Raw genomic sequence first — 14,124 nt, 5'->3', positions numbered from 1 at the left:
AGGGAGCACCCTAGGGGGAGGCCGGGGCCTCACCGGTGCCCACCCGACCCGGGTCCGCCGGCCCGCGACCGCCCGCCAGGGCCTCCCGCGCAGCGCGGGCCACCGAGCGCCGGGCCCGTGCGTCGGTGCGGGGGCCACGTGCCAGCTCCAGGTGGACGAAGGAGGCGCCGCTCTCCCGCGCGGCCAGCCCCTGGGCGTTGCGGGTCCCGGCGAGGCGCGAGCAGTCCTGCCGGTGCTGCAGGCAGACGTCGAACCCGCGCTCCGACAGCGCCTCGGCCAGGCGTGCGCTGTCCGGGCTCGGCGCCGAGGAGCGCGTCCGGGCCCTCCCGTCCGAGACCACGACGTCCCCGTAGCGGTCCGGGTGGGAGTCCGCGTCGAAGCCGTGCACCTGCAGCACCACGCCGCGGGGGGCGAGCAGAGCCTGCTGGACCGCCTGGAACGCGCTGTCCGGTTCGCCGGCCACGTCGGCGCCGTCCGTGGCGTCCCGGTGGGCGCCCGCGACGAGCAGGGCGGCGGCCCGCGCCTCGACGAACACCTCCGCGCCGACAAGTTCCGTGCGCAGGTCGGCCCCCGGGTGCGGCACCTCGACGAGCAGGTCGGAGGGCGCTCCGGGGCGCACGACGTAGCGGCCCCACCCGGCGTCCTCGGCGCCGCCCCCGTCGGCGGGCTCCACCAGGACGAGGCGCTGCCCCGTCCCCGCCTCCTCGACCTCCTCGAGGCGGTAGCCGACGTCGTCGAGGACGTCGCGGGCCTCGGCGAGGCGGTCGTCGCGGACGAGGCCCACCCCGCGTGCGAGGCGCGCGGCCTGCTCGGGGGCGGGCGGGGAGTAGGCGCCCTCCGCGGGCGGGGGGAGGTCGCGGGTCCACCGGCGGACCCGGTCCCGGACGTCGACCTCCGCGGCGGCGCAGCTCACGAGGAGGAGCGTGAGGGACGTCAGGGTCGCCGTCACGCGCAGGACGACGGGCCCGGTCGTCGCAGCGGCGGTCGGGCGCCTCGTGCTCCGGGGGGCGGGTGGCCGTTGCGTGGGCTGCACGGCTCGATCCTCACCGAGGCGGCGACCCGGCACACCCCGCCCCCGTCCCCGGCCCCGCCGTGACCGCCGGCGCGCGGTACGGGCGGACACGCCGCCGTTAGGTAGATGAACGTGCAACTGGATACCGTCCCGCCATGCATGGTGCCGAACCCTGGATGCCCGAGGCCCTGCGCGGCCTCGGCGCCGCGACGGCGTTCCTGCTGCTCTTCCTCGGCGCGCGCTACCGCTGGAGGGGACGCGGGGAGAAGGGCGGCGACAGTGGCCTGGACTGAGCGCCACTCGGTCGCGGCGACGGCACTCGCGGCCGCGGGCGCGGCGGGGGTCCTGGGGGCCGGGGCTCCCGGCGCCCTTCCGCTGGTCGTGCTGGCCGCCGTCCTCGTCACCGCCGTCGCGGCCCTCGCCCTGGACGCCTTCGGCGGGCTGGTCGTGGGCCTGGCGGCCGCAGCGGCCGTCACGCTCGCGAAGCAGCTCGGGCGGGCGTGGACGCCCGACGTCTTCGGCGAGTCGCTGGCCACCACGGCCGTCCTGCTGCTGCTCGGCTGGAGCTGCGGCCGCCTCGGCCGGCGCCTGCGCCAACCACCCGCGGATCCCGGCGCGCCCCGCGGCGAGGAGCCGGCGTTCGGCTCGCTCGGGCTGCTCACCGCTGAGGTCGCCGAGACGAGGATCGACGAGGAGGTGGCGCGCGCCGGCCGCCACGGGCGACCCCTCGCCGTCATCCTCGTGCGCACCGTCCTGACGGACGACGCGCTCGGCCCGGCGGCACGCACCAAGGCGCACCGCACCGTCGCGCGGTTCCTGGAGACCCTCCTCGGGGAGAGCGACGTCCCCTTCGCCCTCGCCGCCGACTGCGTCGGCGCCGTGCTGCTCGAGACCGACGCCGACGGCGCCTGGGACGTGCTCGCCTCGATCCTGCACTCCGCCGCCGACGCCACGTTCAGCGACCGCGAGGGCGGCCGGCGGCTGCGCCTGGCGGAGACCGCCGACGTCGCCGCCGGGATCGCCGTCTTCCCGGAGGACGGTGCAGACGCGCGCTCCCTCATCGACTCCGCCCGCCGAGCCCTCGAGGCGGACGCCGGGCACACCCCCGGCGCCGGCGCCCCGCAGGACCCGCGGTGACCGGGCAGTACCTGAGCATCGGCCTGCTGCTCCTGGTGGCCGCCGCGCTGTTCACCTACTGGAAGGTCTCGGTCGACCGGCACCGGCGCCGGCTCCAGCAGCTCGACGTGCGCGTGCACGTCAACGGCATCCGCGGCAAGTCCACCGTCACCCGCCTCGTCGCCGGGGTGCTGCGGGAGGGCGGGATGCTGACGGTGGCGAAGACGACGGGGAGCGCGGCGCGGGTCATCGGCCCCCGTGGTGAGGAGACCCCCATCTCCCGGCGCGGCGCCGCCACGATCAACGAGCAGATCGACGTGGTCGCCGCGCACGTGCACGAGGACGTCGAGGCCCTCGTCATCGAGTGCATGGCGGTGCGTCCGCTGTACCAGCAGTTCTCCCAGGACTACATGGTCCGCTCCGACATCACGGTGATCACCAACGTGCGGGAGGACCACCAGGAGGAGATGGGCGAGACGCTGGAGGAGATCGCCGACAGCCTCGCCGTCACCGTGCCGCGGGGCGGGGTGCTCATCACCTCCGAGGACCGCCCCCACCTGCGCGAGCGGCTGCGCCGGCGCGCGGAGGAGCGGGGCAGCCGCCTCGTCTACGCGGACCCGGAGTCGGTCGCCGACGAGGACATGCGCGGCTTCGACTACCTGCAGTTCAAGGAGAACGTCGCCATCGGCCTCGCGGTGGCGCGGCTGCTGAACATCCCCCGCGCGGCGGCGCTGCGCGGGATGTGGAAGTCCGTGCCCGACGTGGGGGTCGTGCGGTTGCGCACCTACGACGTCCTGGGCAAGCGGGTGCTGTGGGTGCCCATGTTCGCGGCCAACGACCGGGAGAGCGTCGTGCTGACGTTCAGCACGCTGAAGCCGATCTTCCCGCCGGGCGCGCCGGTCATCGGCATCCTCAACAACCGCCGGGACCGCGGACGCCGCGCGGAGCTCTTCGCGCACATGGTGCCCACCGACCTGGCCCCCTACCTCGACCACCTCGTCACCTTCGGCGCCTACGAGGAGCAGGTCAGCCGCACCATCGTGGAGGAGGGCTACCCCGCCGAGCGGGTGCACCTGCTCGGCGAGACCGTGCAGCCGGACCTCGACCGGATCCTGCGGACGATCACCGGCCTCGTCCCCGGGCGCGACGCCGTCCTCGTCGGGATGGTCAACATCCACACCGACCAGGCGGAGCTGCTCATCGAGTTCTTCGAGCACCTGCAGGGCACCGAGCACCGCAGCGAGCTCGACGAGTCCCGCGACCCCCGGCGGATGCCCCCCGGAGCGGTGCGGATGCTCGGACAGCAGGCGCGACGACGCCCGGAGGCCCGCGGTGCATGAGTACCTCTTCAGGCCGGAGGTGGTGCGCGTCGCGCTCATCGTCGGCGTGGTGGTCAGCGTGCTGTTCTACGAGCGCGTCCAGCTCACCACCGGAGGCGCGATCGTCCCCGCGTACCTGGCCGTGAGCCTGCCCGCCCCGCTGCACGTCGCGAGCACCCTCCTGGCGGGCTACGTCACCTACCTCGTCGTGACGGTGCTCCTGAGCCGCAGGTTCATCCTGTACGGCCGCCGGAAGTTCGAGGTGGAGGTCCTCGTCGGGCTCGCGGTCGGGGGGCTGCTCCTGCTCGCCGCCACCGCTGCGGTCGGGCTCCACCCCGCCCTCTACGGCATCGCGGCCCTGGGCTTCCTCGTGCCGGGGATCCTCGCGCACGACATGTCGCGGCAGCGGGCCGGGCGCACCGTCGTGGCCGTCCTCGTCACCACCGGGATCCTCGGCCTCGTCGTCTACCAGCACGCCTCGCTGCTGGCCATCGTGCCCGGTGCGGGCGGCGGCGCGCCCGCACCGGCACCCCCGGCGGGCTACGCGCGCGAGCTGGTGATGCTGGCCGCCGCGGCCAGCGTCCTCCTCGGCATGCTCACCTTCGCCCGGCTGGGGCTGCGCTCCGGCGGGTTCGTCTCCGCCGCCTACCTGGCGCTCGTGGCCCCCCGCTGGGCCGACCTGGTGTTCGCGCTCGCGGTCGCCGCCCTCACGTGGCTCGTCGTCGTCAAGGGGCTCATGCCGCGCCTGCTGATCTTCGGCCGCCGCAAGCTCAGCACGATGGTGCTGGTGGGCGGCGTGCTGGCCTGGACGGCGGAGCTCCTGCTCACCGCAGCGACCGGCGGGGAGTACGTGCCCTGGCGCGACCTCACCGTCATGTCCCTCATGGTCCCCGCCCTGCTGGCCAACGACGCCCAGCGGCAGGGCTGGGAGCGCACGCTGTGGGGTGCCGCCCTCACCACGACCGGTGTCTACGCCGTGATGAACCTCGCCACGGCCGCCGGTGAGGGGCTGGGGCTGCTCTGAGGGGGCTCAGTCCCCGGCGAGGGCCCAGCGGGCCGTCACGTGCAGGCCCGCCGCCGGGGAGGCCGTCGCCCGCACCCCACCGCTGGCGGCGACCACGGAACCGGCGTTCATCCGGATCGACGCGGACCGGCGCTGCTCGCCCTCGTCGCCGCGCTCGGCGCGGTCCAGGCGGGCCACCACCCGGCCCAGCTCGCCCGTCGGCACCCGCGCGGCGGGCGCCCGCACCTCCAGCACGGCGGTCCGGCCCTCGCCCCGGCGGACGGCGACGCTGAGTGCCCCCTCGCCGCCGTCGCCGTGGTGCAGGGCCGTCACCAGGAGGTGGCTGACCGCCCGTTCCAGGTCCAGGGCGTCGCAGCACACCGGCAGCGGCTGCGGGTCGCGCTCGAACAGCACGAGGACGCCCGCCAGGGCACGGGTGCTGTCCACGACGCGCTCCAGGACCTGCCGCACGTCGACCGGCTCGCGGGCGGGTCCGGGCGGCGTGTCGTCCAGCTGGGACCGCAGCTCCGCGGCGGAGCGGCAGACCCCCTCCATCCGGGAGCGGGCCAGGGCCGACCACCGCTGCATCCGCGGGTCGTCCACCCGGTCCGCGAGCGCGGCCAGCGAGTCGACGGAGTCGCGGGCGGGCTCGATGCGCTCGAGCAGGGCCGCGGTGCTCGCGCGCAGCCGTGCGAGGTCCCGGGCGGTGCTGCGGTGCTCGATCTCGTCGAGCACCAGGGTGCTGAGGTCGCGCAGCGTGGCGACGTCGTCGTCCGTCCAGTGGCGGGGTCGGCGGTCCGCCACGCAGAGGGTGCCCAGCACGTGTCCCTGCCGGGTGGTCAGCGGCCAGCCGGCGTAGGCGCGCACGCCGTTGGCCTGCAGCCGCGGTTCGTCGCGCACCAGCGGGTCGCGCTGGAGGTCGTCGATGACGAGGCCCTCGCCGGTGGCGACGGCGAACTTGCACAGCGACTGGGACATGGGGAGGGCACGGGCACCGCCGGCGGGCTCGTCGAGCGCCGCCCCGGGCATGACCTGCTCGTCCAGCCCCACCATGGAGACGTAGGAGACCGGTGCGTCGAGAGCCGAGGCGGCCAGCCTGGCGAACCGGTCGAACGTGTCGTCCGCGCCGGCGTCGAGGAGCTCGGTCCGCTGCAGCGCCGCGAGCCGCTCGGGATTGCGCACCGCAGGGAGGACGTCCTCCTGCACGTCGCCCGCCTGCATCACGAGCCCACCGCCTTCCGCCTCCGGGAGCGGGTGCCGGACGGCCCCCGCTGCGCCCATCATCGGTGCGGTCTCGCGGGGCCGCCATGCGGCGCGGTCCTCCGGCCGGCGCACCGGGCCGCTGTGCGGGCACGGTGCGCCGGGGCGCGGTCAGAGCCTGCGGACCGCCCGGAAGGAGGTCGCGTAGAGCCCGGTGCCCTTGAGCACCGACTTGCCGCCCGTGTCGCCGAGCGTGGGGCCGTCGACGGTCTTGCGGCTGGAGAGGAACCGCGGCGCCCCGGCGCTGTCGACGCCGAGGTAGATCCCGACGTGGTCCACGGCGGTGCCGTCGTCGGTGCTGGCGTCGAAGAAGAGCAGGTCGCCCGGCGCGAGGGCGGTGGGCACGGGCGGCCTCGTGCCCAGGTCCGGCTGCACGACCACGCCGGGGGCGGAGGCCAGCATCTCCACGGCCCGGCGCGGCAGCCCCGCACCGTCCGGGCGCAGGACGAGGGGGACCCCGCCGCGGTAGCCGAAGGCCATCCGGACGTAGCCGGAGCAGTCCAGGGAGCGGAACTGGCGGGTCTCCGGTGCGTCGGTGGTGCTGCCGTAGGACCAGGCGACGCCGAGGTAGTCGTTGAAGTCCGACCCCTCCTCGCGGCCGGTGGCGGTCAGCGGGCCGTAGGAGGCGTCGCCGGCGATCTGCAGGCCCTGCTGGTCGTGGACGGCCGGCGCGGAGGTCGTGTACTGCATCGCCAGGGCGAGCACGTCGGGCGCGGTGCTGGCCAGCGCGGTGCCCAGCCACTCCCAGTCCGCGGTGCCCGCCGAGGGCTGGGGGAGCAGGCGGACCCAGGTCGTGCTCCGCACCACCGCGCTGGTCGTGCTCTCCGCGAAGACCCGCTCGGGACCCCGCAGCGTCACGGTCCGCGAGCCGGCCGTGAAGACCGCCACGACCCCGCGGTCGTCCTTGACGATCGTGCGGGCCGGCGAGTCGGCGGTGGTCGTGGTGACGGTGCCCGTCGTCCCGGGCAGGGCGGGTGCCGTCGTGCTGGTCGTCGTGGTGGACGTCGTGGTGGTCGAGCGCGTGGCCCGGGAGACGCGCGGCTCCCCGGCCGCGGCCGGACCGGCGGCGACGAGCCCGGCCCCGACCATGACGAGGGTGACGGCCGCGCCGAGGAGCGCTCGCGGACGGACGGACGTGGGCATGGGACCTCCCGGTGGGATCGACCTGGGAGACGTCGACCCGGGGGAGGTGCGGCGGGAGGGGCCGATCGGGGGTCACCCGTTCGGCCCCCCCGCGTGCCGGCCACCCGGCGAGGGAGGCGGCGGTGCCGGGAGTCGCTACGCTGGAGGCGGACGAGTCGGCCGGGCGGTCGCGTCGGGCCTCCCCCTCCGGGGGTGGTCCGCCGAGGAAAGTCCGGACTCCACAGGGCAGGGTGGTGGGTAACGCCCACCCGGGGTGACCCGCGGGACAGTGCCACAGAGAACAGACCGCCGGTGCCGCGCGAGCGGTGCCGGTGAGGGTGAAACGGTGGTGTAAGAGACCACCAGCGCACCGGGTGACCGGTGCGGCTCGGTAAACCCCACCCGGAGCAAGGTCAGACAGGCAGCGTTCGAGGGCGGCCCGCCCGAGCTGCCGGGTAGACCGCTGGAGGCGTGCGGCAACGCACGTCCTAGAGGGATGACCGCCGCCCGGCCCGACCCGCGAGGGGACGGCCGGGGCACAGGATCCGGCTTACAGGCCGGCTCGTCCACCACCCGCCCCGCCCGCCGCGCGGGCGCGCCGGCGCGCCCGCCCACCGCCCCGGCCCGCGGCAGCGGTGGCGCCTCGGCCGTGCTTCGCCAGACTGGCGCGGTGGACCAGGCCAGAACCCCCCGACCCCGCACGTGGCTCGCCGCCCTGCTCACCGCCGCGGCCGTCCTCCTGACAGGCCCTGTTCCGGCCGGTGCCGTCCCCCCGACCCGCCTCGACCAGCAGGTCACCGACGAGGTGGGCGCCCTCAGCGGCGCGGAGGCGCAGGTGCGCACCGAGCTGCAGGAGCTGCAGGCGGAGGACGGCATCGAGCTCTGGGTCGCCTACGTCGACGGCTTCGACGGCCTCAACGGTCAGCAGTGGGCCCAGCAGACCTTCCAGCTCAACGGCTTCGGCGCCGACGACGTGCTGCTGGCCGTCGCGGTCGGGGAGCGCTCCTACGGCTACTGGGCCGCGCCGGACGCGCGCATCAGCGAGGCCGAGCTGGACGCCGTCGCCCGCAGCGCCGTCGAGCCCGAGCTCGCGCAGGACGACTGGGCCGCCGCGGTCGTGGCCGCCGCGGACGGCATCGGCGACACCGTCGGCGCCGGTGCGGGCGGTGCCGTCGAGGAGGGCGTCGCGCCCGGTGGTGCCACGCCCGGTAGCGCCACGGCCGGTGGCGCGACGTCGGGCGGGGGCCTGGGCGGCGCGCTGCTCCTGCTGCTGCTCCTCGGCGGGGCGGTCCTCCTCGTCGTCGTCTTCCTGGTGCGCCGCCGCGGCTCCTCCTCCGCCCCGGCCCGCGCGGCCGCGCGCGAGCAGGACCCGTTCGCGGGGGAGCCGACGGACGCCCTCGACCAGCGCGCCAACGCCCTCCTCGTGCAGGCCGACGACGCCGTGCGCTCCAGCGCGCAGGAGCTGGAGTTCGCCCGGGCCGAGTTCGGGGACCAGGAGACCGCGGCGTTCGCGGCGGCCCTGGAGCGGGCCCGGGCCGCGCTGACCGCCGCCTTCCAGATCCGCCAGCAGCTCGACGACGAGCAGCCCGAGACCGAGCCGCAGCGGCGGCAGATGCTCGCCAGGATCATCACCTCCTGCACCGAGGCCGGTGAGCAGCTCGACGCGGAGGCGCAGCGGGTGGAGGAGCTGCGCGACCTCGTCGGGAACGCGCCGCAGCGCCTGGAGCGGGTGCAGGGCGAGGCCGCGCAGCTGCGCGCGCAGGTGGAGCCGGCCCGCCGCCAGGTGGAGCAGCTGGTGCAGCGCTACGGCGTCGAGGCGCTCGTGGGCGTGGACGACGACCCCGACGAGGCCCTGGCCCGCCTCGAGGCCGCGGAGGCCGCCGTGGCCGAGGGGCGCGCCGCCGTGGTGGACCCCAACGCCGGTGCGGCCGTGGTGGCCGCCGTGCGGACCGCGCAGGAGGCGTGCGCCCAGGCCCGGCAGCTCCTGCAGGCGGTGCCCAAGGTCGCCGCGGACCTGGAGCGGGCCCGCGAGGAGCTGCCCGTGGCGGTGGAGCGCGTGCGGGCCGACCTCGCGCAGGCGGAGGACCTGCGCTCCGGCTCGAAGGTGGTCGTGGAGGCCGTGGCCCGGGCCCGGGCCGCCCTGGCGACGGCCGGCGCGGAGGGCGGCCGCAACCCCCTCGGCGCGCTCCACCGGCTCGTGGAGGCCGAGCGCGGCCTGGAGGGCGCGCTCGGGCAGGTGAGGGAGGCGCAGGAGGCGCGGCGGCGGGAGGCGGCCGCGCTGGAGCAGGCGCTGATGGTGGCCCGCGCCGAGATCGACGCCGCCGAGGACTTCATCGCCACCCGCCGCGGCGCCGTGGGCGGCACCGCGCGCACGCGGCTGGTGGAGGCGCAGCGGCACTACTCCCGCGCGGTGGCGCTGCACGGGGACGACCCGCGGCAGGCCCTGGAGCACGCCCGCACCGCCGTGGCGCTGGCCGAGCAGGCCACGCAGCTGGCGCACGCCGACGTCGACGTGTGGCGCAGCACGTCCTCCTACGGCTACGGGGGCGGCTACGGGCGCCGCAGCAGCGGTGGCGCCGACGTGCTGATGGGCGCCGTGCTCGGCGGGATCCTCGCTGGGGGAGGCACGCGGCGCAGCTCCGGCTGGGGCGGCGGCTTCAGCGGCGGCGGCGGCTTCGGCGGCGGCGGCTTCGGTGGGGGCGGTTCCTTCGGCGGCGGCGGTGGCGGTTTCGGGGGCGGCGGGCGCTTCTGAGGGATCCTCCGGCTGCGCGACCGGCCGATCGGCGGCATGCTCCGAGCGGAGCACATCGCCGTCGGCCGGGCGCAGCACCGGTGGCGGGCGGCAGAGCCGGAAGCGAGCGCGCCGGGCCGTGACCCGGCGGGGAGGAAGACCACCGTGGCGGACAAGCAGTCGATCCTGGGCCGCATCGCCCAGCTCACGCGGGCCAACATCAACGCCTTCATCGACGAGGCCGAGGACCCGCAGAAGATGCTCGACCAGATGATCCGCGACTACAGCGCCAGCATCCGCGAGGCCGAGGCAGCCATCGCCCAGACCATCGGCAACCTGCGCCTCGCCGAGCAGGACCGCACCGAGGACGAGGCCGCCGTACGGGAGTGGGGCGCGAAGGCCACCGCCGCCTCCCGCAAAGCGGACGAGCTGCGCGCCGCGGGCAAGGCTCCCGAGGCCGACCGCTTCGACGAGCTCGCCAAGGTCGCCCTGAAGCGGCAGATCTCCTTCGAGAAGGAGGTCCAGGACGCCGGCCCGCAGATCGCCGCGCAGACCGAGGTCGTGGAGAAGCTGAAGTCCGGCCTGAACGGCATGAAGCAGAAGCTGGACGAGCTGAAGACCAAGCGCGACCAGCTCGTCGCCCGCGCCAAGGCTGCCGAGGCCCAGTCGCGGGTGCAGGAGGCGGTGGGCTCCATCAGCCTGATGGACCCCACGTCGGACCTGTCGCGCTTCGAGGACCGCATCCGCCGCGAGGAGGCGCGCGTCGCCGGGCACGCGGAGCTGCAGGCGGACTCCCTCGACGCGCAGTTCGCCAGCCTCGAGGTGGACGAGGTGGACCTGGACGTGGAGGCGCGGCTGGCAGCGCTGAAGGCCGGTTCCGCCGGCTGATCCCGGTGTCCACCGATCGTCGTGGCGGCTGAGGCCGGTGGCGCCCGGAACCCCGCGGGGGCCGGGCGCACCGGCTGGCCTCCGGCCTCAGCGAGGTGCTGTCCGCGAGCTGGATGGTCACGGTCGTCGTGGCGACCGTGACGGGGCTCGCGGTGGTGTGGGGCGCGGTGGCCTCGGGCGGGTGCCGGTGCAGCCAGGGCGTGCGTGGACGGTGACGGACGGCAGCCGCTGGGCTGGACGGGGTGTGCCGCTGCGCCGCGGGTGTGACGCTGCGTGGCGGGTTCTTCTCCGGAGAGTCGGGCCGACCTACGTTCGGGGGACCGACCCCGACTCTCCGAGGACGACATGCACCAGCCTTCCGGCACCCCCGACTGGCGGGACTTCTACGCCGGCGCCCCCCAGCCCGGCCACTCCGCCGTCCCGGGCCGCTTCGGCGCATCGTCGTCGTCTCCCGGAGCCACCCTGCCCCACCTCCAGTCCGGCTCGCAGCAGTTCCCGCAGTCGCCGGCTCCGCAGTCCTGGGGGCAGCCGCAGTGGGGAGCGAACGCGCCGAACGCCTCGCTCGCAGTGCGGCTGAAGCCGGTGCGCGGCCTGGGCACGGCCACGATCGTGCTGGGCTGCGCGTTGACGGGGGCCCACGTCCTCCAGGCGCTCACGAGCTTCTCCGCCGCGCGCCAGTACTCGGAGGCCCTGACCACCTGGGGGAGCACGGCGCAGGTGCACACAGCGTATGACGCGGTCAGCGCCTTGACCGCCCTGCTGGGGCTCGCGACGTTCGTCGTGGCCTGCCTGTGGCTGCACCGCGCACGCGGCAACTCCGAGGTCATCCATCCCGCGCAGCGGCACGACCGCTCCCGGTTCTGGCTCTGGGTCGGCTGGTTCGTGCCGATCGCCTGCCTCGTGTACCCCTACCGGGTCGTGCGCGACGTCGCGCACGGCTCGGACTCCTCCCGGAGGCTGTCCGGCCTGCCCTCGCTGGACCTGTGGTGGGGGTTGTGGGTCGCCGGGCTGGTGACCAGCCGCATCGCGGACCGCACCTTCCCGTGGAGCGGCGACCCGAGCCTCGAGCGCCTGAGCCGCCTGGGCGCCGTGGAGTCCCTCGACGCGCTCGTCACCGTCGCCGCCCTGGTGGTCTGGGTCGGCATCGTTCGTTGGATCACTGCCCGGCAGGAGGAGGCCCGTGTCGGCGCCGCTTCGGCGCCGGGCGTGCCGCCCGCGTGGTGACGCGCAGCTGACGGCAGAGGGGGCCGTGCCACGGGCACGGCCCCCTCTGCCACGTCGCGGGCGGTGCGCCCGCCCGGCTCAGCGCTGCTCGGCCGCCAGCGCCGCGGCGCCGATGATCCCCGCGTCGTTGCGCAGCTTCGCGGGCACGATGGGGCTGCGCAGGTCCAGCAGCGGCAGGAACTTCTCGTGCTTCTTGCTGACGCCCCCGCCGACGACGATGAGGTCCGGCCAGAGCAGGTCCTCGAGGTGCTTGTAGTAGCGCTGCAGGCGCTTGGCCCACTGCTCCCAGCTCAGGTCCTGCCGTTCGCGGGCGCTGTCCGCGGCGCGCTTCTCCGCGTCGTGGCCGTCGACCTCCAGGTGCCCGAACTCGGTGTTGGGCACCAGCGTCCCGTCCACGATCAGGGCGCTGCCGATGCCGGTGCCCAGCGTCGTCACCACGACCACGCCCTTGACGTCGCGGGCGGCGCCGAAGCGGGCCTCCGCCAGACCGGCGGCGTCGGCGTCGTTGACCACGAGGACCCGGCGGCCGAGGGCGTCGGAGAAGACGCCCTCGGCGTCGGTGCCGATCCAGGACTTGTCGACGTTCGCGGCCGTCCTCGTGATGCCGTGCTGCACGACCGCGGGGAACGTGATGCCCACCGGGCCGCGGTAGTCCGGGAAGGAGTTCACGGCCGTCGACACCACGGGCGCGATGTTTGCCGCGGTCGCCGGCTGGGGGGTCGGGATGCGGACGCGGTCCGCCGCGAAGGAGCCCGCGTCGAGGTCGACGGGGGCGGCCTTGATGCCGGAACCGCCGATGTCCACCCCGAGCCCGCGGCGGGGGCTCCCACCGCCGGTCGCGTCGGAGGTGCTGGAGGGAGTCGTCGTCGCCACGGCGCGAGCCTAGGGGCTGGTGATCGCCGGGGCACGGTGGCCGTGCCCCGCCGTCGCGCCGGCCGCCAGGGAGGCGCCGGCGCGACGGCGCCGCGTCAGGAGCGCCCCGTCAGAAGCGCCGCTGTCCGCCGTCGACGGGCATGACGGCCCACAGCACCAGGTAGGCGATCACCTGCGGGCCCGGCAGCAGGCAGGAGAGCAGGAAGAGCAGGCGCACGACGTTCGGGCTCATGTCGTAGCGGCGGGCCAGTCCGGCGCAGACACCGGCGATGACCTTGCCGGAACGGGGGCGGGCGAGCACGGTCACGGTTCCTCCTCGGGTGGGCGCTGTCACCGGGACAACGCACCGGGGCGGCCCCGGGTGCCCGGCCCCACCGCAGGGTCACGGCCCCACCGCAGGGTCACGGCCTCACCGCAGGGTCACGGCCTCACGGGAGGGTGAGGACCTCCGCGCCCGTGTCGGTGACCACGAGGGTGTGCTCGAACTGCGCGCTGCGGCGGCGGTCCTTCGTCACGACCGTCCAGCCGTCCTCCCACATGTCCCACTCGTGGGTGCCGAGGGTGAGCATCGGCTCGATGGTGAAGACCATGCCCGGCTCCATCACCGTGTCGTGGGCGGGGGCGGCGTCGTAGTGGGGGATGACCAGGCCGGTGTGGAAGGCCGGGCCCACGCCGTGGCCGGTGAAGTCGCGCACCACGCCGTAGCCGAAGCGCTTCGCGTAGGCCTCGATGACCCGGCCGATGACGTTGACCGCGCGGCCCGGCACGACCGCCTTGATCGCCCGCTCCAGCGAGGTCCGGGTGCGCTCGACGAGGAGGCGGGACTCCTCGTCGACCTCGCCGACGAGGTAGGTGGCGTTGTTGTCGCCGTGGACGCCGCCGAGGTAGGCGGTGACGTCGAGGTTCACGATGTCGCCGTCGCGCAGCACGGTGGAGTCGGGGATGCCGTGGCAGATGACCTCGTTGACGCTCGCGCACAGCGACTTCGGGAAGCCCCGGTAGCCCAGCGTGGACGGGTAGGCGCCGTGGTCGCAGAGGTACTCGTGGGCGACGCGGTCCAGCTCGTCGGTGGTGACGCCGGGGCGGATGTGCTCGGCCGCGGCCGCCATCGCGCGGGCGGCGACGCCCCCGGCCACCCGGATGCGCTCGATCGTCTCCGCGTCGAGGACGTGCGGGCCCTCGTAGCGGCGCGGTGCCGGGCGGTCGACGTACTCCGGGCGCTCGATGCCCACGGGCACGGCCCGGCGCGGGCTGAGGGTGCCGGGGACGAGGGGCGCGGCGACGGGGGGCATGGGGCCAGTCTAGGAGGGGCGCCGGGGCGCTCCCCGGAGCCGTCCGTCGCGTGCGCGAGCGCCGCGGCACCGCCACGATGTGCCCATGAGCGAGCGCGCCTTCTTCTACAACGTCCGCACGAACCAGGTGGAGGAGCTGGAGCGCAAGAGCCAGGCCAAGGACCTCATGGGGCCCTACCCGAGCAGGGAGGCGGCCGCCGCGGCCCTGGAGACGGCGCGCGCCCGCACGGAGGCGTGGGACCGCGAGGACGCGGGCGAGGACGCCGGGGAGGACTGACCCGGCG

Annotated in this window: 14 protein-coding genes and 1 other RNA gene; 9 read left to right on the top strand and 6 right to left on the bottom strand. The window is 75.7% G+C overall.

Translation table 11 applies throughout. From position 1 onward, the window contains the following. Positions 1 to 10: 10 nt before the first annotated feature. Positions 11 to 1,033 (bottom strand): hypothetical protein, encoded by a 1,023-nt coding sequence (locus CLV92_RS10470; RefSeq protein ID WP_104432747.1) that lies wholly within the window; start codon positions 1,031 to 1,033, stop codon positions 11 to 13. Positions 1,034 to 1,167: 134 nt separating this feature from the next. On the opposite strand from CLV92_RS10470, the gene CLV92_RS21410 reads away from it, so the two are divergent. The 4 genes from CLV92_RS21410 to CLV92_RS10460 are packed head-to-tail and all read left to right on the top strand — an operon-like array spanning position 1,168 to position 4,471. Beyond that, entirely contained in the window at positions 1,168 to 1,305 is a 138-nt protein-coding gene (locus CLV92_RS21410; RefSeq protein ID WP_158257196.1) for a hypothetical protein, read from the top strand. After that, entirely contained in the window at positions 1,292 to 2,149 is an 858-nt protein-coding gene (locus CLV92_RS21405) for a GGDEF domain-containing protein (protein WP_158257195.1), read from the top strand. Before CLV92_RS21410 ends, CLV92_RS21405 begins: the two co-directional genes overlap by 14 nt. Continuing rightward, positions 2,146 to 3,468, top strand: coding sequence for a poly-gamma-glutamate synthase PgsB (pgsB, locus tag CLV92_RS10465; protein ID WP_158257194.1), 1,323 nt, complete (start codon positions 2,146 to 2,148; stop codon positions 3,466 to 3,468). Before CLV92_RS21405 ends, pgsB begins: the two co-directional genes overlap by 4 nt. Beyond that, positions 3,461 to 4,471 carry a poly-gamma-glutamate biosynthesis protein PgsC/CapC gene (locus tag CLV92_RS10460; RefSeq protein WP_104432745.1) on the top strand — a complete coding sequence of 337 codons (1,011 nt, stop codon included), beginning with the start codon at positions 3,461 to 3,463 and terminating at the stop codon, positions 4,469 to 4,471. The genes pgsB and CLV92_RS10460 overlap by 8 nt, the downstream gene beginning before the upstream one ends. A gap of 6 nt (positions 4,472 to 4,477) precedes the next feature. On the opposite strand, the gene CLV92_RS10455 is transcribed toward CLV92_RS10460, so the two are convergent. Then, a complete protein-coding gene (locus CLV92_RS10455; protein ID WP_245886696.1) occupies positions 4,478 to 5,671 on the bottom strand; it encodes a GAF domain-containing sensor histidine kinase in 1,194 nt (397 codons plus the stop codon). A 150-nt stretch (positions 5,672 to 5,821) separates the two neighbouring features. Next, positions 5,822 to 6,853: an NlpC/P60 family protein gene (locus tag CLV92_RS10450; RefSeq protein WP_104432743.1), complete on the bottom strand. Its 1,032-nt coding sequence runs from the start codon at positions 6,851 to 6,853 to the stop codon at positions 5,822 to 5,824. Between the two features lie 151 nt (positions 6,854 to 7,004). Between CLV92_RS10450 and rnpB the strand changes: the two genes are divergently transcribed. The 4 genes from rnpB to CLV92_RS10425 all read left to right on the top strand — a co-directional run bounded on the left by rnpB (position 7,005) and on the right by CLV92_RS10425 (position 11,675). Then, positions 7,005 to 7,401: RNase P RNA component class A (rnpB, locus tag CLV92_RS10445), an RNA gene on the top strand. Positions 7,402 to 7,502: 101 nt separating this feature from the next. Then, entirely contained in the window at positions 7,503 to 9,584 is a 2,082-nt protein-coding gene (locus CLV92_RS20980) for a TPM domain-containing protein (RefSeq protein WP_158257192.1), read from the top strand. A gap of 144 nt (positions 9,585 to 9,728) precedes the next feature. After that, positions 9,729 to 10,451 (top strand): PspA/IM30 family protein, encoded by a 723-nt coding sequence (locus tag CLV92_RS10430; RefSeq protein WP_211291028.1) that lies wholly within the window; start codon positions 9,729 to 9,731, stop codon positions 10,449 to 10,451. Between the two features lie 345 nt (positions 10,452 to 10,796). Then, positions 10,797 to 11,675 carry a DUF4328 domain-containing protein gene (locus CLV92_RS10425; protein WP_104432741.1) on the top strand — a complete coding sequence of 293 codons (879 nt, stop codon included), beginning with the start codon at positions 10,797 to 10,799 and terminating at the stop codon, positions 11,673 to 11,675. A 78-nt stretch (positions 11,676 to 11,753) separates the two neighbouring features. Here the strand turns inward: CLV92_RS10425 and ppgK are convergent, their stop codons facing one another. From ppgK to map, 3 genes are all read right to left on the bottom strand, one after another. Further along, on the bottom strand, positions 11,754 to 12,479 hold the full coding sequence (ppgK, locus tag CLV92_RS10420) for a polyphosphate--glucose phosphotransferase (RefSeq protein ID WP_245886694.1): 726 nt from the start codon (positions 12,477 to 12,479) through the stop codon (positions 11,754 to 11,756). 178 nt (positions 12,480 to 12,657) lie between these two features. Beyond that, the gene (locus CLV92_RS10415) at positions 12,658 to 12,855 is read right to left on the bottom strand and encodes a PspC domain-containing protein (protein WP_104432739.1); all 198 of its coding nucleotides are present in this window, start codon (positions 12,853 to 12,855) and stop codon (positions 12,658 to 12,660) included. Positions 12,856 to 12,976: 121 nt separating this feature from the next. Continuing rightward, positions 12,977 to 13,840: a type I methionyl aminopeptidase gene (gene map / locus CLV92_RS10410; RefSeq protein WP_104432738.1), complete on the bottom strand. Its 864-nt coding sequence runs from the start codon at positions 13,838 to 13,840 to the stop codon at positions 12,977 to 12,979. An 85-nt stretch (positions 13,841 to 13,925) separates the two neighbouring features. On the opposite strand from map, the gene CLV92_RS10405 reads away from it, so the two are divergent. Beyond that, a complete protein-coding gene (locus CLV92_RS10405; protein WP_104432737.1) occupies positions 13,926 to 14,117 on the top strand; it encodes a hypothetical protein in 192 nt (63 codons plus the stop codon). Positions 14,118 to 14,124: the final 7 nt, after the last annotated feature.

It is taken from the genome of Kineococcus xinjiangensis, from assembly GCF_002934625.1.
Classification (GTDB): domain Bacteria; phylum Actinomycetota; class Actinomycetes; order Actinomycetales; family Kineococcaceae; genus Kineococcus_A; species Kineococcus_A xinjiangensis.
The sequence above is the reverse complement of the archived record's forward strand: the minus strand, read 5'-3'. Positions and strand labels throughout refer to the sequence as shown.